This is a genomic window from Serratia sp. N21D137 (genome assembly GCF_047530005.1).
GTDB classification, from domain to species: domain Bacteria; phylum Pseudomonadota; class Gammaproteobacteria; order Enterobacterales; family Enterobacteriaceae; genus Chania; species Chania fonticola_B.
In genome coordinates, this window is the sequence record NZ_JBLJAJ010000034.1 from 23,363 (window position 1) to 49,447 (window position 26,085).

The window sequence follows — 26,085 nt, forward strand, 5'->3', positions numbered from 1 at the left end:
GTTTACTTCCTTCTTTACTCGGCAAACGGCAATAGCCTGCCGCCTACCGAGGCAGAAGTGATTTATTAAGGACAAACGTAGAGTGCTAATTTAAGCGTTAAGCGCAATTTAGCTGATAATGACCCGCGATCTTGGCCGCCAGCTCAGCATTATTAAACACCAGCTGAATATTGGCCTGCAGGCTATCGCCGCCGGTCAATTCAGCGACTCTGGCCAGCAGGAATGGTGTACTCTCCTTGCCGGACACCCCCTGTTCCACCGATTCCTGAACCGCCTGCTCAATGGCCTGGTTGATCTTTTCTTCAGGCATGGCGTACTGCTCTGGGATTGGGTTGGCAATCACCATTCCGCCCTGCAAGCCAGCCGCCCACTTGGCGGCCATTGCCCGGGCGATTTCCTGCGGCGTATCCAGGCGTACGCTAACGGAGTAAGGGCTGGTACGACTGAAAAATGCGGGCAGGCTATCGGTGCCGTATCCCACCAAAGGCACGCCGTGGGTTTCCAGATATTCGGTGGTTAAACCGAGATCCAGGATCGATTTGGCACCGGCGCAAATCACCGCCACGTTGGTTTGTGCCAATTCCTGTAAATCGGCAGAAATATCAAACGTCTGCTGCGCGCCACGGTGCACACCGCCAATCCCGCCGGTGGCAAATACGCTGATCCCGGCCAGTTCGGCAATGATCATGGTAGAAGCCACGGTGGTTGCGCCGTTTTTGCCGCTGGCAATCACAAACGGCAAGTCGCGGCGGCTCACTTTGGCGACCCGGTGCCCTTCGCGGCCCAGCGTTTCTATCTCATCATGGGATAGCCCCGCCTTCATGCGCCCATTGATCACCGCAATGGTCGCTGGCACCGCCCCGTTGGCACGGATCTTTTCCTCTACCTGCAAGGCAGTTTCAACGTTTTGCGGGTAAGGCATGCCGTGGGAAATGATCGTCGATTCCAACGCCACCACCGGCCGATTTTCGGCCTGAGCAAGCGCCACTTCAGGAGCGATATCCAGATATTGATGGGTGATTAGGCTATTTTGCATGATTGTAATTCCAAAAGTTTTTGAACGCTGCCTTGCGACAGGTTCGGGTTATTGGTGAACTCAGAGGCCAGGGTCATTGCCGAACAGCCCTGGGCAAAACGGATACTGTGATCGAGTGGGAAATCCTCCAGCCAGCAACTCACCAGCCCCGCCATCATGGCATCTCCGGCTCCGGTGACGTTGACTACCTGAGTCGGCAGCGGTGCCGACCAACCGTGCTGGCCATCTACTTCGCTGAAATAAACGCCGTGGCTCCCCATACTCAGCGCCAAACGCTGAACTCCTTGCTGGTGGAACCATTGGGCCACCGCCGGTGCGTCGCTAGTCTGGGCTATTTTCATCCCGCTGAGGATTTCCGCCTCAATCCGATTCGGCTTCAACGTATGGATATGCGATAGCCAGTTTTTGATTTTTGGCGCTTTAAAAGCGGAAACCGTATCGACAAATACCGGCACATTACCGGCATTGATAAATAACCAGGCCAGCGCGTCTTCCGTCAGGTTGCAGTCCAGCACCAATACGCCACAGTGTTGAATTAAATCTTTGGAATGGGATAACAGCGCCGGGGTCAATTTTTCCAGGATGCGCATATCGTTGATAGCGACCAGCATTTCACCACTGCCATCCAGCAACGAAACGTAGGTCGAGGTATTCTCACCATGCAGTCGGTGGCAATTATCCACGTTGACGCCCGCCAGTTTTGCCTGTTCCAACAGCGTCGTGCCGTAGAAATCGTCACCAACCACGGAAACCAGGTGGCATTCGGCCCCTAATAACGCAATGTTCTGTGATATATTTCGCCCAACCCCGCCTGGGGTACATTTTATTTTCCCTGGATTGGAGTCTTCATAAACCAACTGCGTATTGGCATAACCACAAACGTCCATGTTTACCGAGCCAACGGTGACCACATAACGATGTTCGGAGAGAATATAGCCTTTACCTTTAATATAACCTTTATTCATCAAATTCATGATGTGGCCTGCCACACCAGAACGGCTAATACCCAGAATATCGGCGATTTCGTGTTGTTGAATCAACGGCTCCCGCCGAAGGAGTTGCAGTATCTGTTTTTCCCGGTTGGTCATAATTAACACTTGTTTGTTTTTGAACAGGTGTTTGTTTTAAGTCGGAACCCGACAACAGTAAAGCGGCAACTATCGGAGTTGAGATTATGATCGTAACTTGTCGCCGCACCGTTTTCAGCGGTTAATCTGTGACGTTAATCATATTAATCCAGGCGTTAAACACCTTTCCTTATGGTTTTTATACCAGGGGGAAATTTTATGCTGAAGATAAACTCATTAAAACAATAGGATGGATTTCGCGGTTATTTAAACCAACACGTGTTGGTAACCCTGTTAATTACAAGGATTAATCTCACTACGGTTAATTTCGATTACACAGAAAAACGATCCGCCTCACACAATTCTCTTTCATGGCATCGATTATAGCCATCCGAGAGCAGTCACCTGCCCTCGGAGAGCGTTAAACGTAGTTACTTATCCTTCAGCCCGCGGTTGATCAGCATCGGTTCAATACTCGGCTCCTGCCCACGCCATTTAACGTACAGCTTTTCCAAATCCTGGCTGTTGCCCTGTGACAACACCTGCTCACGGAAACGCTGGCCATTTTCTGCCGTTAATCCGCCGTTATCGCTGAACCATTGGAAGGCGTCATCTGCCAACATCTCCGTCCACAGATAGGCGTAATAACCGGCCGCATAGCCGTTGCCCCAGATATGCTGGAAATAGCTGGAGCGATAGCGTGGTGGCACATAGCTGAGGTCGATCTTGTCCTGGCGCAGTGATGCGGCCTCGAACTTGTCCACGTCCTGCTGCGGCTGAACGGCGCCGAGCATATGCCAATGCATATCCAGCAGCGCGGCGGCCAACAGTTCGGTCATGGCGTAACCCTTGTTGAACTTGTCGGCCTTGTTGATTTTATCGACCAACGCCTGCGGCATCGCTTCACCCGTTTGGTAGTGCTTGGCAAAGTGGGCAAATACCTGCGGATCGCTGGCCCAGTGCTCGTTAAACTGCGACGGGAACTCGACAAAATCGCGGGCAGTGTTGGTGCCGGACAGGCTTGGATATTGCTGATCTGCAAACATGCCGTGCAGCGCATGGCCAAACTCGTGGAACATGGTGATTACGTCATCATAAGACAGCAATGCAGGTTGGCCCGCTGCGGGCTTGGTGAAGTTGGAGACGTTGTAAATCACCGGCTTGGTGCCGTTGAGTTTGGACTGCTCAACGAAGTTGCTCATCCAGGCGCCGCCGCCCTTGTTGTCTCGCTTAAAGAAATCGGTGTAGAACAGCGCCAGAGACTGGCCGTCTTTATCAAATACCTCGTATACCCGCACGTCAGGATGATAAACCGGGATATCTTTACGTTCTTTAAAGCTGATGCCGTACAGCAAATTGGCGGCATAGAATACGCCGTTATGCAGCACGTTGTTCATCTCAAAGTAAGGCTTGATCTGTGATTCATCCAGATCGTACTTCTCTTTACGCACCTGCTCGGCATAGAACTGCCAATCCCAGGCGGCCAGCTGAAAACCGCCGTTTTGCCGATCGATCACTGCCTGAATGTCTTTGGCCTCACGCTCTGCCCGGGCCGTAGCGGCAGGCACGATATTACGCATAAACGCCAACGCCGCATCCGGGGTTTTCGCCATCTGATTTTGCAACTTCCAGGCGGCATAGTTCGGGAAGCCCAGCAGTTTGGCCTGCTCGGCACGCACTTTAGCTAACCGCGCCAGGGTTTGACGGGTATCGTTGGCGTCATTTTTTTCTGCGCGGTTGATCGAAGCTTCGAACAACTTTTTGCGAGTATCGCGATCTTGCAGGTTTTGCAAATCAGGCTGTTGCGTGGTGTTCTGCAACACCAACAGCCATTGCTTATCCAGCTTACGCTCACTGGCCGCCTGCGCTGCTGCCGCCAACTCGCCCTCTGAAAGCCCGGCCAGCAGGTTTTTATCACCCATCGCCAACGCGCCGTTTTTGCTGGCAGCCAGTAATTTATTGGTGAACTGGGTACTCAGCGTCGCCGCTTCCTGGTTCAACGCTTTCAGTTGGGTTTTATCCGCTTCAGAAAGATTGGCCCCGGCCAGCACATAGTTCTTGTAGGTAACCTCTACCAGCCGCAAGGACTCGGGGTCCAAGTTGAGGCTATCACGCCGATCGTAAATCGCCTTGATGCGCGCAAACAGTTTGCTGTTGAGCATGATGGCATCGTCTAACGCCGCCAGCTTCGGTGAGGTTTCTTCATCCAGCTTTTGCAGTGTGTCGCTGGTGTTGGCGGAGGTCATCGCGCCGAACACGTTCATGGTGCGCGTCAGCAGTGCGCCACTTTTTTCCAGCGCCACGAAGGTATTGTCAAACGTAGGCTCAGCCGGGTTATTGGCGATCTTTTCGACTTCTGCCAGTTTCTGCTGGATACCGGCGGCAATGGCCGGGGCATAATCGCTTTCGCTGATGACATCAAAACGAGGGGCCTGGAATGGCAACTGACTGGCGGCAAAGAACGGGTTTTCTCCCTGCTTATCCTGTTTAACTTCTCCGGCCACTTTCGCCTCCTTTGTCTGGGTATGGGTTTCTGCCAGCGCGGGCATGCTTAACGCAACGCCGATCGCCAGTACCAGGGTTGATAAACGCATCAAATTGAAACTCCTCCATGTCTTAATCCAGGGACGCTGCGTCCACTTGGATAGAAGCTGCAAATTCAGCAACATAGCCTAGCTTAGGCTCAGATGGCCGTTTGAGCAAAAATAACTGGAAATGGCTAAACAGGCTAGCAGGGGAAAGAAGAAAGAAAAAACGCGGCCACAAGGCCGCGTTAGCTGACTTATTTCGCTGTCATCAGAACTGATAAACCAGGCCGACAGCAACCACGTCGTCGGTATTGATAGCGGCCAATTTGGTGAAGTCGTTTTCATCCAACAGGTTGATTTTATAATCCACATAGGTGGACATGTTTTTGTTGAGGTAATAGGTCGCACCCAAGTCAACAAACTTGACCAGGTTTTCACTGCCGTAGGTATTGCCGTTGGCCGCTTGCCCCAGATTCTTGCCGTTGGTTTGGTTATAACCTACAAATGGGCGCAGGCCAAAATCAAACAGATAGTGTGCATAAGCCTCAAAACTTTGCGCTTTATTGGCGTAGCCATAAGCCTCACTGTTTGAGCTACCGAAGCGCGCTGCATTATAGGACTGGGTAAACATGACGGCTACATAGGTACTGCTGTCGTCATATTTCAGGCCGCCTGAATAACCTTCCGCATGGTCACCACGCCCCATGATGCCGCTATATGCGCCACCGCCATTTTGCTCGCTGGTACGTTTGGAATTAAAGAAGGCACCTGCGGCACTAATGCCATAGCCAATATCATAATTCACCGACATACCATAGCCATCACCATTCTGACCCAGAACGTCGCGACCATTATTAGTTTCTTCCGCACTGCCGTTTTTACCCTGGTATTGCACAGCAAAATGCAGGCCATCAACCAGGCCAAAGAAGTCGTTGTTACGATAGGTTGCCAGACCGTTTGAACGTTGGAACATGAACTGGTCGGCACCATAGGTGGAACCGTCAAATTCCGGCTGCATGTCGGTATAAGCCGCCACGTCATACAAGACACCATTGTTACGGCCATAGTCGAATGAGCCATAATCAACGGCCTTCAGCCCTGCAAAACCATAACGGGTGAAGGCATTGTTTTCGCTTTCCGGGGTATTGACGTTGACCTGGTATTCCCACGTGCCATAGCCGGTGAGCTGATCGTTAATCTGCGTTTCACCACGCAGCCCCATACGCATGTAGGACTGGTCGCCATCAACGCTATTGTTATCAGAGAAATAGTGCAGGCCATCGACTAAACCGTACAAATCCAGTTTATTTCCGTCTTTGTTGTAGATTTCAGCGGCGCCTGCGCTGCCAACCATCAGCAAAGCAGGCACCATCAGAGAGAGTACTCGAAGTTTCATCGTGATTATCCTCTATTATTATGTCGTGCTATAGCCACTGCTGTTACGAGCATGATTAGCTCGTGGGTCTATTACCGTTTTGATGGCGGTAATGATATTAATTTATACCGCCATGCCTTGAATGCAAGGTCGACTGGTTGTTTTTTGACTGTGCATGAGTGTCTAAGACCGGGTTAAACTGGCGTAATGGATAAAGGAGAGTTATGTCAGGATAAAAAACATAATTGATGCAACAGGTTGGAATTTTGATAATTCATTACCGATACACCAATTAATAAAGTGAATAGCTCACGTTGACTTTATATAAGCTTATGCTACTCACTCCATGAGTGTAATAAAACGATTTCAAAACATTGCCAATCATTTCTTTAATAAAGACATAAAATGAAATACATCCGTTCCGTCCCTGCTTCAACTACAAAACAAGCGTCATAAATCTGCTGTTTGGATCAGGCTGATACTCTGCGAACGGTTCGCAATTCACAAAACCATGCTTGCGGTAAAGCTGATGACAGGCGGCAAATCCCGGTTGTGTCCCCGTTTCCAGGCTAAGACGCGAAATGCCCCGCGCGCGCGCGATTCGGTAAGGTACAACCTGGGCCGCATTTTTTCACTTTCCAGCGGTGGTTCAGGCCATCACTTGATTTCCGTCAACAAGACCTTATCGCCACTCTGTTGTTATTGGGAAACCGAGGCTTTAAATCATAAGGGATTTATGAACGCTATCGCTTGCAAGGCAGTACTGTTTGACCTGGACGGCACCCTGGTGGACTCAGGAGCCTGTATTGAGACATTGTGGGCTGAATGGGCAACCCGGCATCATCTGGATGTGGACTATGTCCTGGCAAATATTCACGGGCGCACCATCGAGGAAACGCTGCGGCTCGTCTCCCCTTACTTTGACAACCCACAGTGCGTTGATGAAGTCAAAACGCTCGCCATCGAGGCTCTCAGCCAGGTGGGTGCCATTACCGGTGCCGTTGAGCTGGTGCGCCAGTTGCCGCCGCAATGCTGGGCAATTGTTACCTCCGGCGCCAAGAAAGTGTCGATGCAAAGCATGATCAGCGCAGGCATCCCACACCCGCACATGATGATCACTTCGGAAGATATCGTGTACGGCAAACCCCATCCAGAACCTTATCTGATGGCGGCAGCCGGATTTGGCCTGCCGGTGCAGAAATGCGTGATTTTTGAAGATGCGATTTCTGGCGTGAACTCCGCCATTGCCGCCGGAGGGCAAGTGATCGTCATCGGTGACGGTGTGCCGATTTCCTCCCCGCAAATCAAGGCTACCGTGGCTGACCTGAGTAGTTTTAAAGCCGAGTTTATCGACGGTATCATCCATTTATCCTGGTAATTACCGCACGCTGGCGGACTCACTATGCATCTGGACGGGCACACTTGCTGTGCCCGCTAATAATCACTACATTAACTTCTTTTTAACCTCCCTATGATGCGTTATGCTCAAAAATCCGACGTGGTGATTTTTGAAACGGGATTCCTGTTATGTCCGCCTATTTACCGTACTCCAGCCGGAGCCGTCCATGAGTTGGTTCTCGCGCGCTAGCGCGCTTCCCCTGCTGGTTGCCGGGGCATTTTTTATGGAAAACCTGGACGGTACGGTGATTGTTACCGCGATGCCGCAAATGGCGGCGGCCTTTGGCGTACAGCCGGTAGATATGAACATCGGGGTTTCGGCCTATATTCTTACCCTGACGGTATTTATCCCCGCCAGCGGCTGGATCGCCAACCGCTTTGGTGCCCGCAATATTTTCACCGCCGCCATCGTTATTTTTACCCTGGCCTCGGTGCTATGCGCCCTCAGTACCACCTTGCCGCAGTTTACCGCGGCTCGTATCCTGCAAGGCTTTGGCGGTGCGCTGATGGTGCCGGTTGGCCGCCTGGTGGTGCTACGTAATACCGCCAAACCCGATCTGATCAACGCCATTGCTACTATCACCTGGCCGGGGTTAGCCGCCCCGGTCCTGGGGCCACCGGTAGGCGGCTTCATCACCACCTACGCTTCCTGGCACTGGATTTTTATCCTCAACGTGCCGCTTGGCCTGTTGGCCCTGTTCTTCGCCTGGCGTTTGATCCCTCATGAACCCGCGCAGAAAGGCGTTCCCTTTGATGGGCTAGGTTTTGCACTCACCGGAGTCGCCTGCTTTGGGCTGATGTTTGGGTTGGATCTGATCAACAGTCCGCAACTTTCCTGGCTGGTACCTCTGCTATGTCTGGCTGCCAGCCTGGCGCTGGGAAGCCTGGCGATACGCCACGCCAAACGCCACGCCAATCCCTTGATGGATCTCTGGGCTATGCGGATAAAAAGTTACGCCGTCACTATTAAGGGCGGCACTCTGTTTCGCATCGCCATCGGTGCCATGCCGTTCCTGCTGCCCTTACTGTTCCAAATCGGCTTTGGGTTGAATGCCTTCGATGCGGGGTTGCTGGTACTGGCGGTGTTTGCCGGTAACCTGGTGATGAAACCGTTCACCTCCCCCATCCTCTACCGGTTCCGCTTTCGTACCACGCTGGTAGTCAACGGCTTGCTCAATGCCGCCACCATTTTTGCCTGCGCGTTGCTAACCCCGCAGACCCCCACCTGGCTGATCCTGACGCTGCTGTTTGTCAGTGGTTTGACGCGTTCAATGCAGTTCACCGCGCTGAATACGCTGGCGTTTTCCGAAGTGCCGCAACCGCGCATGAGCGGTGCCAACACGCTGTTCAATATGGCCCAGCAGATGGGCAGCGGATTGGGTATCGCCATCGGCGCGTTGGCGCTGCGGCTGGCGGAGATGCTGATGCCGCAGCAACAGGGCGCAGTGCCGCTGGCCGACTTCCAACTGGCCTTTATCGTGATTGGCGTGATCGCCCTGGTGGCGGTGCTGGATAGCTTTACGCTGGGCGCAGAGGCGGGCAATGAAATCCGCCAGAGGAAAAGCTCCCCTACGTCTGAAAAATCTATGGCAACCAAAGTAAGGAGTTAAACGATGCAATACCGTCAACTTGGCCGGTCCGGCCTGAAAGTTTCGGCTCTAAGTTTAGGCACCATGACCTTTGGAGGACAAGGCAAGTTCGCCAAAACCGGCGCGACAGACGTTAACGAGGCGCGCAATCAAATCGCCATGTGTATTGATGCGGGGATCAACCTGTTCGATACCGCCGACGTCTATTCAGCAGGCCAATCGGAGGAGATCCTCGGCCAGGCATTGGGCAGTAAACGCCACGAAGTGCTGGTCGCCAGCAAGGCCCGTTTCCCCATGGGCAGCGGCCCGAACGATGCCGGGCTGTCACGCCACCACCTGATCCGCGCCTGCGAAGCCAGCCTGAAACGCCTGAATACCGACTATCTCGATCTCTATCAGCTACACGAGTGGGACGGCATCACCCCGGTAGAGGAAACGCTGCGGGCGCTGGAGGATCTGGTGAGCAGCGGCAAGGTGCGCTACACCGGTTTGTCCAACTTCTCCGGTTGGCACCTGATGAAACATCTGGGCAGCGCCGAACGGTTGGGATTGGTGCGCCCGGTCAGCCAACAGATCCATTACAGCCTGCAGGCGCGCGAAGCGGAATATGAACTGCTGCCTGTTGCTCAGGATCAGGGGCTTGGTGTGCTGGTCTGGAGCCCTCTGGCCGGTGGCCTGCTCTCGGGCAAATACCGCCGTAATCAACCCACACCGGAAGGCACGCGCCATCTGGCCAACTGGGGTGAGCCGCCGGTGCACGATCAAGACGCGCTGTTTGATATTGTCGAGGTGCTAGTCGATATCGCTCACTCACGTGGTATCTCTGCGGCACAAATCGCGCTGGCCTGGCTGTTGGCCCGCCCAACGATAACCTCGGTGGTCATCGGTGCCCGTAATGCGGAACAGCTCAAAGATAACCTGCACGCCGCCAACCTGATCCTCAACGAAGAAGAGCTGCAGCGCTTGGAAGAAGTGAGCCGCCCGCCGCTGATTTATCCTTACTGGCACCAAGCCTCAACCGCGCCGGATCGTCTCTCTGCGGCAGACCTTTTGCTCCTTGCCCCTCACCGGGTAAAAAAATAAGTCGCATCTGCCGCTAATCAACGTAATATCGATGATCCGCCCCGTTTTAACGGGAGCGGATTTTTGCCGTTTTAGGCCTGAAAAGCGAGGTAATAATAATGATGCACAGTGACCTTACTCAGTGCCGTGTGAACACCGATCGGTTGTTGATTGCCCCCTTTACCGCAGCAGACGCCGACGATGTTTACCAGGCGATCACCCCTACGCTAACGCGTTTTATGACCTTTGAACCAGAAGAGTCTCCCGAGGCGTTTGCCAACGTCTGGGAAGGCTGGCTGCCGTTGATCCGCGAAGGTGAAGAAGTCATCTTTGTGGCCCGGTTACGTGACAGCAAGCAGTTCGTTGGCATGGGCGGCGTGCATAATCTGCACCAGCAAAAACCAGAACTCGGGATCTGGGTGAAAGAGAGCCTGCACGGTAACGGCTACGGCCGCGAAATCGTCCATGCCATGGCGAAATGGGCCAGCGAACGCTACCATCCGCCGTATTTCATTTATCCGGTCGCCGAGCAGAACACGCCAAGCCGCCGCATTGCCGAATCGCTGGGTGGCACCGTGCAAGGCCGCCGCGAAAATATCAAATATGACTGTGTGGTTTACCACGTACCGGCCATCACCGGTTAAAATTGCAGGGTTAACGCAACCGCGTTAGAGTGGATGCAGGCTAAAAACAGTTAAGGAACAGCAGCATGATTATTTTTGTCACGGGCGCTACCTCCGGTTTTGGTGAAGCTATTGCCCGCAAGTTTATCGGTGAAGGCCATCAGGTGATTGCCACTGGCCGTCGTGTGGAGCGCCTGGAGGCGCTGCAGGCAGAATTAGGTGAGGCACTGCATAGCGTGCGTTTGGATGTCCGCAACCGTGCGGCGATCCAGCAAGCCATCGAAGAGTTACCCGCAGCGCTGCGCAACGTCGACGTGCTGGTGAATAACGCCGGTCTGGCGTTAGGCCTGGAACCTGCACACAAAGCCAATGCGGACGATTGGGAAACCATGATCGATACCAACACCAAAGGGTTGGTCAACATGACCCGTGCGCTGCTGCCAGCCATGGTGGAACGCAACGTTGGCCACGTGATCAACATCGGCTCCACCGCCGCCAACTGGCCTTATGCCGGTGGTAACGTTTACGGCGCTACCAAGGCCTTCGTTAAACAGTTCAGCCTGGGTCTGCGCGCCGATCTGCACGGCACCCATATCCGCGTTACCGATATTGAGCCAGGCATGGTTGGCGGCACCGAGTTCTCCAACGTGCGTTTCAAAGGGGATGACGGCAAGGTAGATAAAACCTATCAAGGGGTAGATGCCCTGACGCCGGATGATGTTGCCGAAGCGGTATTCTGGGTAGCAACGCTGCCTGCCCGCGTCAATATCAATACCTTGGAAATGATGCCGGTCAGCCAGTCCTTTGCCGGGCTGAGCATTCATCGCGGTTAATGGTTTTTCTCTGTGGCAGGGCAACCAGCCCTGCCATCTCAACTCACGCAGTTCGCCAGCCAGCAACGATAATCAGCATCCCTAGCAGAGCCACCCCAGCCCCCAGCCAATCCATAGTCGACAACTTCACGCCATCTACCACCCGTAGCCAAAGCAGCGCCGTTGCCACATAAACGCCACCATAGGCGGCATAGACTCGCCCACTGGCCGCAGGATGGAGTGTCAACAACCAGACAAACAGCATCAGGCTAAGGGCCGCAGGCAGCAACAACCAGGCACTGGCGTTTTTCTTTAGCCACAGATACGGCAAGAAACAGCCAATGATTTCGGCCAATGCCGTGGCAAAAAACAGTAAAGTGGTTTTTAGCATTACCGCTATTCTCTCAGTAAATTAAACGAACAAGGCGATGCGCTGGTGCAATATAACAGCACGGTGATATATTTAACCCATGCCATAGCCAGTGTTGCTGGTGGATGCAACACTCATTTATAAGGATGAAACGATGAAATTACTCTCCCTTCCGCGCCTGATGTTACCGGCTGCCATGTTATTGCTGGCCGGTGCCTGGCAAGCTCCTGCCTTGGCAGCCACTTGCACCCAAGGCAGCACCTGCGTCACGGTTGATGGCAGCGGCGGCGCAGCCATGAGCAATGAACAGGCTCGCCAAAGCAAAGAGCAATGGAATGAAACCAAATCGCTGCGCAGCAAGGTGAACACCCGTGTCGAGAAAGAGTTTGACAAGGTTGACCGTGCTATTGATGACGAAGATCGTTGTGATAACAGCTACAACGTCAATGCCTATTGGGAACCGTCAACCCGTAAGTGTCTGGATCGCACCACTGGCCGTCCAGTCACGCAGTAATAGCGAGTAAGGGTAAACTATTCAACCTGATGCTGCTATCCTGACTAAGAACATTCGTCTCAAATAAGGATCCAATGATGAAAAAAGCGCTTGTAGTAGGTGTACTGCTGTTAGCCACCGCGCCGCTGGCCGCTTTTGCCTCATGTGAGAGCATAAAGGCGGATATTGCCCAGAAGATTGTCAATAACGGCGTACCGGAATCCGGCTTCAAGCTGGAGATCGTGCCTAACGATCAGGCGAACCTTGCCGGTGGACAGGTGGTCGGCCATTGTGGCCAAGACACGCAGAAAATCGTCTATACCCGCCTGATTAACGGCGACGACAGCGGCGACGCGGCGCAAACTGGCACCAGCCAGGATACCCAAGCCCCGCAGTAACCGCCTTCAGGGCGCGGTTTGTTACTGCGCCCCTCCTCTTTATTAAGCCTGTTTAACCTCTTCACCTTCGCCCTGCGGCCGATGACGCGCCGGGATCAGCATAGCCGCGCCCAAGGCAAACAGCGATATCAACGCCGAGACCAGGAATACCCAATGCATTGAGGCGGCGACATGCCCAATGAGATCCGCCAGCGCCTCTGGCCGCATGGTGTTGCGAACCTCTGGCTCCATTAACTGCTGCACCGGATCAACCGTTTGTGGCAGACGCAAATGCAGGTTGATATTCAACGTGGCCCCCAGAATGGCGGTGCCGATGGCCGATCCGACCATCCTGGTGAATACCGTGCAGGCAGTTGCGATACCGCGAATACTATAATGTGCCGCATTCTGTACTGAAACCAGGAAGGTGGTATTGCACAACCCCATACCGACCCCGATGATAAACGCCGCAACCCGCCCCCACAGTAACCCACCCGAAGGCTGTAACAGCAGCAGGATAAAGCCACCGGCCGCCAACAGCAGCGCACCAAGCAGAGCTGTAGTGCGATAAGAAGTCAGCAGCATCAAACGCCCGCTCAGCATACTGGCCAGCGGCCAGCCAATCGACATCAAGGCCAACGTGGTTCCGGCTTCCAGCGGGGTTCCGCCCTTCACGCCCTGGATAAAGGTTGGCAAGAAGGCGCTGATGCCCATCATGGCAGCACCGATCACCACGCCGCCAATATTGCCAGCCACAATCACGCGGTTTTGCCACAGGGCCAATGGGAACAACGGTTCAGGAGCACGGCGCTCCTGACGAATTAACCGGTTGAGCGCCACTAACGCCAACGCCAGCAACGGTATGACCCACCATCCCAGCATTTCCGCCTGCAAGAGTGAAAGCAGCAATGCAGCGACAAAGATCGTCAGCCAGGCCGTTCCCGCCAGATCCAGCGCATGTTTGCGCCCCTGTTTGAGGTCAGGCAGGTAGCGCCCCAGGAAATACATCGCCAGCAGGCCAATGGGCAGGTTGACCCAAAATACCAAAGCCCAAGTCGTGTGTTGCACGATAAATGCACCCAGTAACGGGCCAAGAATAGCCGAAACACCCCAGACGCTAGAAAGATACCCCATCACTTTTGGTCGTTCGGTGGCGCTGTAAATATCACCGATCACGGTGGTGGCGATCGGCATGATCGCCCCGGCGCCCAGTCCTTGCAGCAGGCGGAAGGCAATCAGCCAATACATATTCGATGAGAAACCGCACAGGACCGACCCCAACAGGAACAGCGTAGCGCCAAAGAAAAAGATCGGTTTCCGACCGTATAAATCTGCCAGACGCCCGTAGATCGGGATGGTAATGGCCTGTGCCAGCAAATAGACCGAAAACACCCAGCCCAGCAACGAAAAACCACCCAGATCGCCAATAATCGTCGGCATCGCGGTGGCAACAATGGTCGCTTCGATGGCAGACATGAACATCGCCAGCATGCAGGCAAGCAGGATCAACGGCCGATGAGCTACTTGGGCAGTGCTCGAAGAAGTGTTAGTGGTCATCAGTTTACCCTGTGTCCCTATGTCTTTTATTTTACCCGCAGTATAACAGCCGGGGGGACGCTGTAGTTTGTCAGGGGATGTTGTGAATAAAAATCCCGCAACGAAGCAGCAATTGAACGTATTGTTACAGTGTCACACAAAAAATAAGCACCCCATTGAATAATAAGGTATTTCTTAGGGGCGGCCTGTAAGCCAAGCCACACCTGCTCTATCGTTAAAACCTATCTGAACGATAGTGCATACCAATGATAGTGATTGATTTTAATCAAGTTGCTAACCGCCCCGGGCCGTGACAATCTGATTTTACCCTCACCATTACCTCTTAATATGTAGGGCTATTTGGAAATCAACTCATTGGAGCGAGAACATGATTAAAAAAATTATTCTGGGCTGTGCCGTTACCGCCGTCATCGGCTATTTGGGGACCGTCGGTTATGTCTATCATTACGATCAACAGCGTAACCCCGCCGTTGCTGGCAATCAAATCGATACCCTGCTAACCCGCAATGGCTGCGACTATTGTCACTCCAACTCGGCTCAGCTTCCCTTCTATGCCGAGTTACCGATCGCCAAACAAATTATGGCGCAGGATATCCTCAGTGGAAATCAGCATTTCAACCTCGATGCTACCCGCTCCGCTCTGCAACAAAAAACTGCGGTGCCTGAAGTCGATCTGGCTAAGCTGGAAGCCGTACTGCAAAACCAGGAGATGCCACCGTCAATGTATAAGATGGTCCACTGGGGCGGAAACGTCAGCGACGGCGATCGTAATGAACTACTGAGCTGGGTCCGTCAACAGCGCGAACAGTTCTACACTTTGCCAGAGACGCCAGCCGAACTGCGCGGTGCCGCTTTACAGCCGGTGCCAGCCTCGCTACCTACCGATCCGCAGAAAGTGGCGCTGGGCTTTCGACTGTTCCACGACCCGCGCCTGTCGAAAGATAACAGCATCTCATGTGCCCACTGCCATAAGCTGGGCGAAGGTGGCGTGGATGGGCGCGTCTCATCGTTGGGGGTTGGCGATCAGGTCGGGCCAATCAACGCCCCGACGGTGTTTAATGCGGCCTTCAATATGGCGCAGTTCTGGGATGGCCGAGCGGCAGATTTACAGGCTCAGGCCGGTGGCCCACCGATGAACCCGATCGAGATGGCCTCCGAGTCCTGGGATGAAATCATCGCTAAACTGGATCAGGACGTCTTGCTGAAGGCCGACTTCCAGCGCGTCTATGCTAACGGCTTCACCGGCGATAACATTACCGACGCCATTGCCGAGTTCGAAAAGACGCTGATCACGCCAGATAGCCCGTTTGACCGTTACCTGAAAGGCGATAATGACGCCCTAACGGCGCAGCAAAGACATGGCTATCAACTGTTCCAGCAAAACAAATGTGGCACCTGCCATACCGGGGTCAACCTTGGGGGCCAATCCTATGAGGTCATGGGGCTGAAAGCGGATTACTTTGCCGCTCGCGGCAACCCCACCGAGGCCGACCTTGGGCGTTACAATGTCACTAAAAATGATAACGATCGCCACCGTTTCAAAACCCCAACGTTACGAAACATCGCTCAAACCGCCCCTTACTTCCACGACGGCAGCGTGACTTCGCTGCACCAGGCGGTCAAGGATATGCTGACCTATCAGGTCGGCGTTACCCTACCAGAAAGCGATATCAAGGATCTGGTCGCGCTGCTGGAAGGCATGAGCGGTAAATATCAGCCTGCCACGCCTCCGGGCGGTTGATACTGTAGCCACAACGCCAGGTTTCTGATAAAGATTCTCTGGTTTTCAGGTGGGTAGACAAGCACAATGCCCACCTGAACCTCTTATTCTTCATCACTGCCGACACATGAATCAATTGGTCCCTCTGCACCACTATCGCGCCCTGCTGCGCCATCTGTTTATTGCCATCCTGCTCGGCATTTGTGCTGCGTTGGCCGTGTGGTTATTTCACCGCGCCATGTTAGGGCTTGAATGGTTGTTGCTGGATCACGAGGAAGGCAGTTTGGTGGCCGCTGCCGCTGCACTGCCCGGATGGCGCAGAGCGTTGACGCCAGCATTGGGTGGATTAGCCGCTGGCTTTTTGTTGTGGATCTACCAGCGTTACCAACATCAAAGACCCATCGCGCCAACGGATTATATGGAAGCGATTGAAGCCGGTGACGGACGGCTAGCCGTTAACGCCAGCCTGATAAAATGCCTGGCCTCACTGTTGGTGGTTTCCAGCGGTAGCACCATTGGCCGCGAGGGGGCGATGATCCTGCTGGGGGCGTTGGTGGGGTCGGTATTTGCCCAGCGCTTTACCCCAGCGAAAGAATGGAAATTGTGGGTGGCTTGCGCTGCCGCAGCCGGGATGGCTAGCGCCTATCATGCCCCGTTGGCGGGTAGCCTGTTTATCGCGGAGATCCTGTTTGGTTCGCTGATGCTGGCCTCGCTTGGCCCGGTAGTGATCGCCGCCGTGAGCGCGCTACTGATGACCAATCTGCTGAACGGTGGCCAGGCTCCGCTCTATATCGTGGAGCCGCTTGCTGCTCCCTGGCCGGTGCAGTATCTGTTAATGGCCTTGGTGGGCATACTGGCAGGAGTTTGTGGCCCGTTGTTTCTGTGGGCGATGGCGGCCAGCGGGCGGGCATTTCGCTCGCTCAATCTCATACCGCCATTACAGCTGGCGCTTGGCGGGCTGATCGTCGGGTTGCTTTCCTTGTTGTATCCCGAAGTCTGGGGAAATGGTTATAGCGTGGTACAATCGTTGCTCTCGGCACCACCAGGGATGCTGCTGGTCAGTGCGATCCTGATTTGCAAACTGTTAGCCCTGTTGGCCAGTAGTGGATCAGGTGCACCTGGGGGCGTGTTCACGCCGACATTATTCGTGGGGGCCGCATTGGGCTCGGTAGTGGGCCAGATGTTTGGCCTATGGCCAGAGTTGGGTACTGCAGTGCCCATTCTGCTGGCACTGACCGGTATGGCAACATTGCTGGCTGCCACCACTCATGCGCCCATTATGGCAGCATTAATGGTGTTTGAGATGACCGGGGAATATACCCTGCTGCCAGGCATTCTGTTGGCTTGCGTTATCGCCACTACCATTGCTCGCGGGCTACGCCCACAGTCGGTTTATCACAACGCGTAACGGTCAACCAGCTGCGAAACGTCCAGATATTGTGCCAGCTCACGTTGTTCTGCGCGCGGCAGATACGGGATCTCACCCAGCAATGGAGCCGGAATACGCTGCTGCATCGCATCGATAGTTTCTGCATAGTGAGCTAAACCAGGGTTGATACGATTAGCCACCCAGCCCAGCAATGGTAAGCCATCGTTAATAATTGCCTGTGCAGTTAATAGCGCATGACTGACACAGCCCAGTTTGATCCCGACCACCAGGATAACCGGCAGTTGTTCCTGTACCACCCACTCGGCATAAGGACGGAGATCGTTCATCAATACCCGCCAGCCGCCGCTGCCCTCCACCACTACCGTATCGGCCTTGGCGGCGAGATGGTGCAAACCACGGCTCATCAGTCCGTAATCAATATCCTGGGTTGCATGGGCATGAAATACCTCATCGAGACAGGTGATCGGATTGATTTCATCATAGGACAGCGGCAGTGAGGAAGAGGCCTGTAAAACTAAAGCGTCTCTATTGCGGATGCCTTCACCGGTTTCATGGCAGCGCGCCGCAATGGGCTTATAACCCGCCACTGAGCGACCTTGCGCGGCGAAAGCCTGCAATAAACCGCGGGAAACCACTGTCTTACCTACGTCGGTATCCGTGCCTGTAACAAATAAACGCTTTAACATGAATAGATTGCCTTGAAATGCCTCGTTAACCTAAAAAACCGCCGTAAATCACGACGAGAGTCGTCCTACGGGAAAAGTCTAGGGGATGCAACTCAACGGGGGCTTGAGGTAGCTCAATCTTTTGGCGGTAAATAATAAGAAACTCTGATAAGGGGTATCAAGGTCAAAGGAACGAAAACGTACCCAGGTTTTTGTGGCGCCGAGTGCCTCGTATCGGCATGATCCAGGGAGCTAACTACCGTGGTTTTAATGGTCGTTGAACCTAACCCCTATTTTCTTTTTGTCCACACTGGTGGGGAGTTTTTCTGGGTGAATAACTTTCCCGATGGGGGTATAGCGGTAGGATGATTCAAATGACTCATAGAACAACACCAACGTTTGCGTACCGTACAACATGAGATCGCCTGCCTGAATAGTCCCAGGCCGTACAGGGCTTGAAGGCAGCTTATGGGGAAGTTCGGCAAATATCTCATTCCCATTCAACTCTTCCATACCAAGTTGCAATGGTAAAGAATTAACAAATGCTTTAGCCGCTGGATTGTCGTGAAGTTTGACCTCAAATTGTTGGTCATCAATATTCATTTTAACCATCATCGGGCTCTCCTTAAGGGGCGGGTTAATGATCATGTCGGCATGGCCTGCCAAAGTACAAGCCAGCAGCAGACCCGGTATTAATGTGTTCTGATATTTCATGCGATAAACCAAAAAAAATTAGCCACACCCGTCAGGATGCGGCTTTTGACATTATTTGAGATTAGCTTTAAAGAACGACGTCAGCTTGGCAAATGGGATCATGTCGCTACGGTCATAAAGATCGACATGGCCTGCCCCCGGCACGATGTACAACTCTTTCGGCTGTCCGGCACGTTTGTAAGCATCTTCACTAAATTCTTTCGAATGCGCCCGATCGCCAGTGATGAACAGCATCGCGCGTGGCGAGATCGTTTCAATATCGTTGAACGGATAGAAGTTCATAAACTTCCCAATGCTGCTCAACATCGGTTTGGTTGTCAGCTCTTCTTTCTCACCCTGTGGTGTATAACTTCCTCGCGGTGTGCGATAGAAATCGAAGAATTCTCGTTGAATTGCTGGCGTTGAATCATCAAGCTGGTTAACGGTACCTGGGATATAAGCAATGTCTCCGCCATTAAACTCAACAGCTCGTTGTTCTATTGCAGATTTAATGAATGCTTTACGCTGTTCAGGCGTAACGGAATGATGAAGACCATGGCGGAAAGCCGCCCCCATGTCATACATACTAACCGCGGCCACGGCCTTCATTCTCGGGTCAATTTTGGCAGCACTGATAACGAAGCTCCCGCTACCGCAAATACCCAGCACGCCAATTTTCTCCGGATTAACGTAAGGTTGAGTATTCAGATAATCGACCGCGGCACTGAAATCATCCGCATAAATTTCCGGAGAAATAAGATGGCCGGGTTTTCCTTCACTTTCTCCCCAGAAGGAAAGATCAATTGCCAACGTCACAAACCCTTGCTCGGCCAGTTTCTGGGCATACAGATTTGAGCTTTGTTCTTTTACCGCCCCCATCGGATGGCCAATGACAATCGCCGGGTTTTGTGAATTCTGATCCATCCCTTTCGGTATAAACAGATTGCCGACCACACTCATCTGATACTGGTTTTTGAAGGTCACCTTATGCTGGGTGACTTTATCGCTTTGGTAAAAATTATCGGCTCCGTTAGACATATCGGCGCCAACTGCCGCAAATGAACTGATTAACAGCCCTAACAGCATGGTAAATTTTCTCATCAGAGAACTCCTCATTGGGTTTGGTGGATATCTTTACGTGACGTCAATAACGCCAGGGCGGCCGCTATCACTAACAAAATGCCGCTGATGGTGAAGGTGCTTTGATAACCGCTGTGGTCAAATGCTAACCCGCCGATTGTGGAGCCTAATGCGATGGACAGTTGCACTATGGCAACCATCAGGCCACCGCCAGCCTCCGCATCTTCCGGCAGTGTTCTAGCGATCCACGTCCACCAACCGGTGGGTGCAGCAGTGGCGATTAAGCCCCATAAACCAAGCAGTGTTGCAACAATCCAAACACTCTGACCAAAAGCGATCAGTGCTCCGGCAATAGCGGCCATTAGCAAAGGGATGGCAATGAGTGTGGGGTAAAAACCTGATGCCAAAAATGCGCTAATCACCAGGGTTCCGATAAAGCCAGCAACTCCTATTGCCAGTAAAATAAGCGACAACATAGTGATATCTACCTGCGTTACCCTCTCAAGAAACGGACGTAGATAAGTAAACAAAGCAAATTGGCCCATAAAGAATAATCCGCAGGCCGCAAGCCCCATCGCCACAAGCGGGTTAGCCAAAAGACGAAAAACAGTACCGTTACGCTTATCGCTTTTATCAGCCTTCATTGCAGGCAGGCTGAACCACTGCCAGATAAAAACAATCACTCCAACCGGAACAAGGCAAAAGAATGCGCCTCGCCAACCGATAATCGAGCCCAGATAACTGCCAAGTGGTGCGGCTATAACGGTTGCCAAGGCGTTACCACCGTTAAAGATGGCCAGCGCACTTGGAACCTGGTGTTGCGGAACCAGGCGAAGAGCAGTAGCGGCTGATAAGGACCAGAACCCACCAATAGCAATACCAATCAGGGCACGGCCAACCATGTAAATCAGGTAACTGGGTGCTAACGCGAGAATGGCTCCGGAGAACGCCATCAACGCAGTCATGCTCAACAGTAATGTCTTGCGATTGAGACCTCCGGCCAGTGTAGAAATGGAGAGACTCGTCAGTACCGCAAATACGCCGGAAATAGCGATCCCCTGCCCAACCAACCCTTCACTGACGCCTAGATCTCCCGATATGGGTGTCAGCAGGCTGACAGGCATAAACTCCGAAGCAATGAGCGCAAAGACACACAACGTCATGGCAAATACTCCGCTCCAGTATGCGCGTTCTTTATGAGGTGATAGATCGTTCGACAAGATGGGCATAAATTGCTGACTCCGAATAACCCCCGGCAGTTTTCAGGTAAACCGCGGCCGAACGCTATTCGCAGGAATAACGTCAGGAAAGTAAAAATGGAAAGAGCAACAGCGTTTATCCGCCATCGCTTAATAATCTCTTGCTGGAAATTTTACACTCAGGGTGCATCATTACTAGCTAATGAATACTTAATAGGTTTATAACTGCAGCTTATTAATGAGACGGGCCATACCTGATGAAACGCAACCTGAACGACCTGCTCTATTTTGTCACGGTCGCACGTGAAAGCAGCTTTACCCGTGCCGCAGCACAGCTGGGTGTAACGCAGCCTGCACTCAGCCAGGCGATTTCTGCACTTGAAGATCGTATGCAAATTCGCCTGCTGACGCGTACCACCCGTAGCGTATCGCCGACTTCCGCCGGAGAGCGGTTGCTACTGGCTATTGGTAATCGCATCGATGAGATTGAAGCCGAACTGGATATGCTGACCGAGCTGCGCGATAAGCCTGCAGGTACGGTCCGTATCACCTGCGGGCCAAATGTTTTACACAGTACCCTGCTGCCAAAGCTGACCCCGCTGTTGCATGAGTACCCGGATATTAATATCGAGTTCGACGCAAACCATGGTTTTCGCGATATCGTGGCAGATCGGTTTGATGCGGGCGTTCGACTGGGTGACACCATTGATAAAGACATGATAGCGGTACCCATCGGGCCCAAATTACGTATGGCCGCAGTGGCATCTCCGGGCTATTTTTCACGTTATCCTATCCCCAACACCCCCCATGAGTTGACGCAGCACAGGTGCATAAATCAACGTATGGTCAGGTCTGGGGGGTTGTATATCTGGGATTTCGATCAGGATGAGGGGGATCTTAATGTTCGCGTCAGCGGACAGCTCATTTTCAATACCTCTGAACATATTGTTGCTGCCGCGCTTGCAGGACACGGGATTGCTTTTTTGCCAGAAGAAGAGTTTGGATCACATATTAAAGAAGGTAATCTGGTGCGTGTGCTGGAGCAATGGTGCAAGCCCTTCCCCGGCTACTACCTGTATTATCCCAGTCGCAAACAGCCTTCTCCAGCATTCTCGTTGGTCCTTGAAGCACTTAGGATCGGTCGAAAGCGTAGCCCTGCCAACGAGACAGTGGAAGCGTAGTTTTTGGGTTCAATTCCCGGGTAGTTAATGCCACAGGCTAAATCAACCTTGTAGCAACTTCACCAACAAAGAACCGTTATACATGGCTTCTTTCACCAGTGCGGCTCCCGGCATGGTGCCTTGGTTGAAGAACTGGGTGGATTCAACTTGAACATGCTCGCTGTACGCAGGCAAGGATTGCTGACGAATGCAGGAAGCAATCGCCGGATGCAGAATTTCAGCGGCCCGGTTCAACGGTGAACCTACCAGGATTTTTTCCGGATTGAACAGGTTGACCATGATCGCCACAATGCGCCCGACGCTGTGCCCGACGCCAAGAATAATATCTTTGGCTAACTGATCGCCAGCCATTGCCGCATCGCATAGCGATTCCACGGTCAATGGTGCGCCATGCAGCATGGAAGACATCGAGCCTCCCAAACGTTGCTGGGCAATTTCCAGCATGTTTTCAATACTGGCGACCGTTTCCAGGCAACCATGGTTGCCGCAATAGCAGCGTTTACCGTACGGATCGACCTGTGTGTGACCTATCTCCACCACGCTGCTGCTACCCGCATGCAGTACGCGTCCGTTAGTGATCACCCCTGCACCAACGTTATGGTCGATGACGACCTGAATGACGTTGTGGCTGCCACGGGATGCGCCATACAGCGCCTCTGCCATCGTCCAGGCGCAGATATCATGCTGAACATAAACCGGCAGGCCCGTCAGTGCCTCTAGCGCTGGCCCCAACGCCATTTCGTTGACGTCATAAAACGGCATGCGGTGAACAATACCCGCGGCGGTATCAATCATGCCGGGCAGTGTGATGGCGATGGCGGTTAAACGTTCCAGTTTGCTTTGGTGGCGGATAAAGAACTGATCGACTTCACTAACGATACGCTGTAATAACGGTTCGGGATGTTCGGCTTTTAACGGCAGCAGTTCTTCAACCACCATCTTGCTACTGAGATCGCGCAACGCCAGGGTAATGGTGCCACGGCTGATACGTGCAGAGAGGTAATGCCAGGCTTCGGTGTCAAGCACCAGGCCAACGGCCGGTCGGCCACGGCTGCCCACTTCCTGATATTCGGTTTCTTTAACCAGATGCGCTTCGAGCAGCTCACGCACTATCTTGGTGATACTGGCAGGTGCCAGCTGTGCCCGCTTGGATAATTCGATGCGCGAAATCGGTCCCAGCCGATCTATCAGCCGGTAAACTGCGCCTGCATTGGTTTGCTTGATCTGATCAATATGCCCAGGCTGCCCATCCGCAATCACACACCCGCTCCTGCTATTTTTCGCGCTTCTAAATAAAGATTAGGGGCTATGGTGGGGCTTTTGGAATACAGCGTCAACTATTTGATTCGTTATGTGATTAACAGCACAAATTCACCGAGCTTTCCGCCAAAAACGCCTCTTATTTACCCAGCTTTGGGTTCGAGCATCAGCGCCATTAACGCCTTGGCCGCTGCCGTTAACGGCCTGCTGCGATGATGCACCAACCAGACCTCAGTCATCGCCTCCGGCTCGGCTAAGGGGAGATAGGTCACCCCATCGATCTTCACTCTGCCAAATGACATCGGCAAAATGGAAATCCCCAACCCGGCCGCGACCAGACCGATAATAGTCATCGCTTCCCCCACTTCTTGCGTGATGTAAGGGGCGATCCCGGCATTGGCCAGTAAAGCCAGAATTTCGTCATACAGCGCGGTGCCCACTTCGCGGGAAAAGAACACGAAGGGTTCCTGGGCCAAATCGCTGAAACGCAGCGTGCCTGATGCCTTTAGGGTTAACGGGTGGCCATTCGGCACTACGGCAAGCAAGGGCTCGCGTAATAACAACTGATGCTGCAGCGCATCCGGCAAGCGGGTATTGCGCATCACGCCCAGATCAAGGTCACCGTTGAGCAGCGGTTCAAGCTGTTGCTTGGTGTTCACCTCACGCATTTTGATATGCACATCCGGTGATAACTGGCGAAAGGCTCGCAAGCTACGGGAAACCACGCTGATAAACGGAGCCGAAGAGGTAAAACCAATCGTCAGTTCACCCAGTTCACCACGCTCCAGGCGCGCCGCCTTCTCTGCTGCCCGGTTGACCTGGGCAAGCACCTGATAGGCTTCTTTCAAGAACATCTCCCCCGCCTGAGTCAGGCTGACATTACGGTTATTGCGTGCCAGCAAACGCGCGCCCACCATATCCTCCAGTGCCTGGATCTGTTGGCTAAGGGGCGGCTGGGAGATCCGTAGCCGCTCCGCCGCCCGGCCAAAATGCAGTTCTTCAGCGACGGCCACAAAGTAACGCAAATGTCTGAGCTCGATATTCATACTTTAAACATCTTAATTAGGATGATTAATATATTAGACAAAAAACTGGCCGCTCCCTATGATTTTGTGACTCAAGACGTATTTTTTATCTCCCTAACCCGGTAAGGAACCGCTGTGACAACCGCTTCGCGTTCTGCGGCCAGTATGCCAAAAACGCTGCCTGCGCCTGACAGTGCCCCAACAACCAAACGCACCACGCTGAATAAACTCCCCTACATCGAACGCGGTACACCCCAGTTTATGCGTGTGACCTTGGCGCTGTTCTCTGCCGGGCTGGCTACCTTTGCGTTGCTGTACTGTGTGCAACCGATCTTGCCGGTGCTTTCGCAAGATTTTGGTATCTCCCCAGCGGAGAGCAGCCTTTCTCTTTCCTTCTCCACTGGGATGTTGGCCATCGGCCTGATGTTTACCGGCCCGCTGTCAGATGCGATCGGCCGCAAGTCGGTGATGGTGGTGGCCCTGCTGTTGGCGGCAATCTGTACGCTGATTTGTGCCTTCATGACCAGTTGGCACGGCATCTTGGTGATGAGGGCGTTGATTGGGCTTTCGCTGAGCGGGGTTGCGGCAGTCGGTATGACCTATCTGAGCGAAGAGATCCACCCGAGCTTCGTGGCCTTTTCTATGGGCCTTTATATCAGCGGCAACTCCATCGGTGGGATGAGCGGGCGCCTGGTGACCGGGGTGCTCACCGATTTCTTCTCCTGGCGGATCTCGCTGGCGGTGATTGGGGTGTTCGCCCTGGCGGCGGCTTGCATGTTCTGGCGCATTCTGCCCGCATCCAAGCACTTCCGCGCTAGTTCATTGCGGCCAAGAACGTTGCTGATTAACTTTAAGCTGCATTGGCACGATAAGGGGCTGCCGCTGCTGTTTGCCGAAGGGTTCCTGCTGATGGGTAGCTTTGTGACAATGTTCAACTACATTGGCTACCGCCTGCTGAGCGATCCTTATCATCTTAGCCAGGCAATTGTGGGCCTGTTGTCGGTGGTGTATCTCACCGGTTCGTACAGTTCACCGAAGGCAGGCGCCCTGACCTCCAAATTTGGCCGCGGCCCGGTGCTGCTGGCGTCCATTATCATTATGCTGATCGGGATACTGATCACCGCCCTGGCCCCTGTCACTGTGATCTTTATTGGTATGATGCTGTTCACAGCCGGTTTCTTTGCCGCCCACTCGGTAGCCAGCAGCTGGATTGGCCGCCGCGCACGCCGGGCCAAAGGCCAGGCTTCTTCGCTCTATCTGTTCTGTTATTACGTGGGCTCCAGCGTTGCCGGAACGCTGGGTGGCGTGTTCTGGCATAATTTTGGCTGGGGCGGCGTAGTCGCCTTTATCAGCGTGATGCTGTTGCTGGCCCTGCTGGTTGGCCACTACCTGAAGAAATTGCCGGAAGCCGCGCGTATCTAACCTCCAGACCCTTTCCGCTCAGGGAAGGGTCCACCTGCCCCATTCCCACTCGAAACGCAACAAAGTGACCCACTGGCCAGACCCGGATAAAATCACCGCTCTGGCCCTACTGGAGAGCCTGTTGCATGCAGGGAAAACATCTGACTCAGAAAGAGCGGTTCTA

Annotated in this window: 23 protein-coding genes and 1 pseudogene; 11 read left to right on the forward strand and 13 right to left on the reverse strand. The window is 53.3% G+C overall.

Going from position 1 to position 26,085, the window contains the following annotated elements; genetic code table 11:
* Positions 1 to 97 precede the first annotated feature (97 nt).
* The 5 genes and pseudogenes from ACMV5H_RS21525 to ACMV5H_RS21545 all read right to left on the reverse strand — a co-directional run.
* Complete coding sequence (locus tag ACMV5H_RS21525; RefSeq protein WP_414822444.1) at positions 98 to 1,036, reverse strand: pseudouridine-5'-phosphate glycosidase; 939 nt, start codon at positions 1,034 to 1,036, stop codon at positions 98 to 100.
* Positions 1,021 to 2,124 carry a PfkB family carbohydrate kinase gene (locus tag ACMV5H_RS21530; RefSeq protein WP_414822445.1) on the reverse strand — a complete coding sequence of 368 codons (1,104 nt, stop codon included), beginning with the start codon at positions 2,122 to 2,124 and terminating at the stop codon, positions 1,021 to 1,023. The genes ACMV5H_RS21525 and ACMV5H_RS21530 overlap by 16 nt, the downstream gene beginning before the upstream one ends.
* A 410-nt stretch (positions 2,125 to 2,534) precedes the next feature.
* The gene (gene dcp, locus ACMV5H_RS21535; protein WP_414822446.1) at positions 2,535 to 4,697 is read right to left on the reverse strand and encodes a peptidyl-dipeptidase Dcp; all 2,163 of its coding nucleotides are present in this window, start codon (positions 4,695 to 4,697) and stop codon (positions 2,535 to 2,537) included.
* 202 nt (positions 4,698 to 4,899) lie between these two features.
* Positions 4,900 to 6,027 carry a porin OmpC gene (ompC, locus tag ACMV5H_RS21540; RefSeq protein ID WP_414822447.1) on the reverse strand — a complete coding sequence of 376 codons (1,128 nt, stop codon included), beginning with the start codon at positions 6,025 to 6,027 and terminating at the stop codon, positions 4,900 to 4,902.
* Positions 6,028 to 6,442: 415 nt separating this feature from the next.
* Positions 6,443 to 6,589 (reverse strand): annotated as a pseudogene (locus tag ACMV5H_RS21545) (GNAT family N-acetyltransferase); the annotation flags it as partial.
* 153 nt (positions 6,590 to 6,742) lie between these two features.
* Here ACMV5H_RS21545 and ACMV5H_RS21550 point away from each other — a divergent pair.
* The 5 genes from ACMV5H_RS21550 (at position 6,743) to ydfG (ending at position 11,511) form a co-directional block, all read left to right on the forward strand.
* Positions 6,743 to 7,384 (forward strand): HAD-IA family hydrolase, encoded by a 642-nt coding sequence (locus ACMV5H_RS21550; RefSeq protein WP_172413928.1) that lies wholly within the window; start codon positions 6,743 to 6,745, stop codon positions 7,382 to 7,384.
* A 187-nt stretch (positions 7,385 to 7,571) separates the two neighbouring features.
* Entirely contained in the window at positions 7,572 to 9,014 is a 1,443-nt protein-coding gene (locus tag ACMV5H_RS21555) for an MFS transporter (protein WP_414822448.1), read from the forward strand.
* A 3-nt stretch (positions 9,015 to 9,017) separates the two neighbouring features.
* On the forward strand, positions 9,018 to 10,076 hold the full coding sequence (locus ACMV5H_RS21560; protein WP_094981749.1) for an aldo/keto reductase: 1,059 nt from the start codon (positions 9,018 to 9,020) through the stop codon (positions 10,074 to 10,076).
* Positions 10,077 to 10,174: 98 nt separating this feature from the next.
* Positions 10,175 to 10,699 carry a GNAT family N-acetyltransferase gene (locus ACMV5H_RS21565; RefSeq protein ID WP_021804471.1) on the forward strand — a complete coding sequence of 175 codons (525 nt, stop codon included), beginning with the start codon at positions 10,175 to 10,177 and terminating at the stop codon, positions 10,697 to 10,699.
* A gap of 65 nt (positions 10,700 to 10,764) precedes the next feature.
* Positions 10,765 to 11,511, forward strand: coding sequence for a bifunctional NADP-dependent 3-hydroxy acid dehydrogenase/3-hydroxypropionate dehydrogenase YdfG (ydfG, locus tag ACMV5H_RS21570; protein ID WP_414822449.1), 747 nt, complete (start codon positions 10,765 to 10,767; stop codon positions 11,509 to 11,511).
* 43 nt (positions 11,512 to 11,554) lie between these two features.
* On the opposite strand, the gene ACMV5H_RS21575 is transcribed toward ydfG, so the two are convergent.
* Entirely contained in the window at positions 11,555 to 11,881 is a 327-nt protein-coding gene (locus ACMV5H_RS21575; protein WP_021804473.1) for a YnfA family protein, read from the reverse strand.
* Positions 11,882 to 12,014: 133 nt separating this feature from the next.
* On the opposite strand from ACMV5H_RS21575, the gene ACMV5H_RS21580 reads away from it, so the two are divergent.
* A complete protein-coding gene (locus tag ACMV5H_RS21580) occupies positions 12,015 to 12,374 on the forward strand; it encodes a DUF1283 family protein (RefSeq protein WP_021804474.1) in 360 nt (119 codons plus the stop codon).
* Between the two features lie 77 nt (positions 12,375 to 12,451).
* Positions 12,452 to 12,751 (forward strand): DUF1161 domain-containing protein, encoded by a 300-nt coding sequence (locus ACMV5H_RS21585; protein WP_021804475.1) that lies wholly within the window; start codon positions 12,452 to 12,454, stop codon positions 12,749 to 12,751.
* Between the two features lie 42 nt (positions 12,752 to 12,793).
* Here ACMV5H_RS21585 and ACMV5H_RS21590 read toward each other — a convergent pair whose 3' ends face one another.
* A complete protein-coding gene (locus tag ACMV5H_RS21590) occupies positions 12,794 to 14,287 on the reverse strand; it encodes an MDR family MFS transporter (protein WP_021804476.1) in 1,494 nt (497 codons plus the stop codon).
* Between the two features lie 370 nt (positions 14,288 to 14,657).
* Between ACMV5H_RS21590 and ACMV5H_RS21595 the strand changes: the two genes are divergently transcribed.
* Positions 14,658 to 16,028: a cytochrome c peroxidase gene (locus tag ACMV5H_RS21595; protein ID WP_414822453.1), complete on the forward strand. Its 1,371-nt coding sequence runs from the start codon at positions 14,658 to 14,660 to the stop codon at positions 16,026 to 16,028.
* 106 nt (positions 16,029 to 16,134) lie between these two features.
* A complete protein-coding gene (gene clcB / locus ACMV5H_RS21600; protein WP_414822450.1) occupies positions 16,135 to 17,415 on the forward strand; it encodes a voltage-gated ClC-type chloride channel ClcB in 1,281 nt (426 codons plus the stop codon).
* Here the strand turns inward: clcB and bioD are convergent.
* The 4 genes from bioD to ACMV5H_RS21620 form a co-directional block, all read right to left on the reverse strand.
* A complete protein-coding gene (bioD, locus tag ACMV5H_RS21605) occupies positions 17,403 to 18,083 on the reverse strand; it encodes a dethiobiotin synthase (protein WP_021804479.1) in 681 nt (226 codons plus the stop codon). The two genes, clcB and bioD, sit on opposite strands and share 13 nt — an antisense overlap.
* Positions 18,084 to 18,329: 246 nt before the next feature.
* The gene (locus ACMV5H_RS21610) at positions 18,330 to 18,776 is read right to left on the reverse strand and encodes a cyclophilin-like fold protein (protein ID WP_223501433.1); all 447 of its coding nucleotides are present in this window, start codon (positions 18,774 to 18,776) and stop codon (positions 18,330 to 18,332) included.
* Between the two features lie 51 nt (positions 18,777 to 18,827).
* Complete coding sequence (locus tag ACMV5H_RS21615) at positions 18,828 to 19,856, reverse strand: alpha/beta hydrolase (RefSeq protein ID WP_414822451.1); 1,029 nt, start codon at positions 19,854 to 19,856, stop codon at positions 18,828 to 18,830.
* Between the two features lie 11 nt (positions 19,857 to 19,867).
* Complete coding sequence (locus tag ACMV5H_RS21620; protein WP_414822452.1) at positions 19,868 to 21,064, reverse strand: MFS transporter; 1,197 nt, start codon at positions 21,062 to 21,064, stop codon at positions 19,868 to 19,870.
* A 227-nt stretch (positions 21,065 to 21,291) separates the two neighbouring features.
* Here ACMV5H_RS21620 and ACMV5H_RS21625 point away from each other — a divergent pair, with 227 nt between their 5' ends.
* The gene (locus ACMV5H_RS21625) at positions 21,292 to 22,215 is read left to right on the forward strand and encodes a LysR family transcriptional regulator (RefSeq protein ID WP_021804483.1); all 924 of its coding nucleotides are present in this window, start codon (positions 21,292 to 21,294) and stop codon (positions 22,213 to 22,215) included.
* Positions 22,216 to 22,257: 42 nt separating this feature from the next.
* Here ACMV5H_RS21625 and ACMV5H_RS21630 read toward each other — a convergent pair whose 3' ends face one another.
* Both ACMV5H_RS21630 and ACMV5H_RS21635 read right to left on the reverse strand, forming a co-directional pair.
* Positions 22,258 to 23,475 carry an ROK family transcriptional regulator gene (locus tag ACMV5H_RS21630; protein ID WP_021804484.1) on the reverse strand — a complete coding sequence of 406 codons (1,218 nt, stop codon included), beginning with the start codon at positions 23,473 to 23,475 and terminating at the stop codon, positions 22,258 to 22,260.
* A gap of 143 nt (positions 23,476 to 23,618) precedes the next feature.
* Entirely contained in the window at positions 23,619 to 24,521 is a 903-nt protein-coding gene (locus tag ACMV5H_RS21635) for a LysR family transcriptional regulator (RefSeq protein WP_021804485.1), read from the reverse strand.
* Positions 24,522 to 24,665: 144 nt separating this feature from the next.
* On the opposite strand from ACMV5H_RS21635, the gene ACMV5H_RS21640 reads away from it, so the two are divergent.
* Positions 24,666 to 25,922 (forward strand): MFS transporter, encoded by a 1,257-nt coding sequence (locus tag ACMV5H_RS21640; RefSeq protein ID WP_174469090.1) that lies wholly within the window; start codon positions 24,666 to 24,668, stop codon positions 25,920 to 25,922.
* Positions 25,923 to 26,085 lie beyond the last annotated feature (163 nt).

Coding starts and splice junctions, on each gene's coding strand:
- ACMV5H_RS21525 (WP_414822444.1), bottom strand. CDS start 1,036: ATGCAAAATAGCCTAATCACCCATCAATATCTGGATATCGCTCCTGAA.
- ACMV5H_RS21530 (WP_414822445.1), bottom strand. CDS start 2,124: ATGACCAACCGGGAAAAACAGATACTGCAACTCCTTCGGCGGGAGCCG.
- dcp (WP_414822446.1), bottom strand. CDS start 4,697: ATGCGTTTATCAACCCTGGTACTGGCGATCGGCGTTGCGTTAAGCATG.
- ompC (WP_414822447.1), bottom strand. CDS start 6,027: ATGAAACTTCGAGTACTCTCTCTGATGGTGCCTGCTTTGCTGATGGTT.
- ACMV5H_RS21550 (WP_172413928.1), top strand. CDS start 6,743: ATGAACGCTATCGCTTGCAAGGCAGTACTGTTTGACCTGGACGGCACC.
- ACMV5H_RS21555 (WP_414822448.1), top strand. CDS start 7,572: ATGAGTTGGTTCTCGCGCGCTAGCGCGCTTCCCCTGCTGGTTGCCGGG.
- ACMV5H_RS21560 (WP_094981749.1), top strand. CDS start 9,018: ATGCAATACCGTCAACTTGGCCGGTCCGGCCTGAAAGTTTCGGCTCTA.
- ACMV5H_RS21565 (WP_021804471.1), top strand. CDS start 10,175: ATGATGCACAGTGACCTTACTCAGTGCCGTGTGAACACCGATCGGTTG.
- ydfG (WP_414822449.1), top strand. CDS start 10,765: ATGATTATTTTTGTCACGGGCGCTACCTCCGGTTTTGGTGAAGCTATT.
- ACMV5H_RS21575 (WP_021804473.1), bottom strand. CDS start 11,881: ATGCTAAAAACCACTTTACTGTTTTTTGCCACGGCATTGGCCGAAATC.
- ACMV5H_RS21580 (WP_021804474.1), top strand. CDS start 12,015: ATGAAATTACTCTCCCTTCCGCGCCTGATGTTACCGGCTGCCATGTTA.
- ACMV5H_RS21585 (WP_021804475.1), top strand. CDS start 12,452: ATGAAAAAAGCGCTTGTAGTAGGTGTACTGCTGTTAGCCACCGCGCCG.
- ACMV5H_RS21590 (WP_021804476.1), bottom strand. CDS start 14,287: ATGACCACTAACACTTCTTCGAGCACTGCCCAAGTAGCTCATCGGCCG.
- clcB (WP_414822450.1), top strand. CDS start 16,135: ATGAATCAATTGGTCCCTCTGCACCACTATCGCGCCCTGCTGCGCCAT.
- bioD (WP_021804479.1), bottom strand. CDS start 18,083: ATGTTAAAGCGTTTATTTGTTACAGGCACGGATACCGACGTAGGTAAG.
- ACMV5H_RS21610 (WP_223501433.1), bottom strand. CDS start 18,776: ATGAAATATCAGAACACATTAATACCGGGTCTGCTGCTGGCTTGTACT.
- ACMV5H_RS21615 (WP_414822451.1), bottom strand. CDS start 19,856: ATGAGAAAATTTACCATGCTGTTAGGGCTGTTAATCAGTTCATTTGCG.
- ACMV5H_RS21620 (WP_414822452.1), bottom strand. CDS start 21,064: ATGCCCATCTTGTCGAACGATCTATCACCTCATAAAGAACGCGCATAC.
- ACMV5H_RS21625 (WP_021804483.1), top strand. CDS start 21,292: ATGAAACGCAACCTGAACGACCTGCTCTATTTTGTCACGGTCGCACGT.
- ACMV5H_RS21635 (WP_021804485.1), bottom strand. CDS start 24,521: ATGAATATCGAGCTCAGACATTTGCGTTACTTTGTGGCCGTCGCTGAA.
- ACMV5H_RS21640 (WP_174469090.1), top strand. CDS start 24,666: ATGCCAAAAACGCTGCCTGCGCCTGACAGTGCCCCAACAACCAAACGC.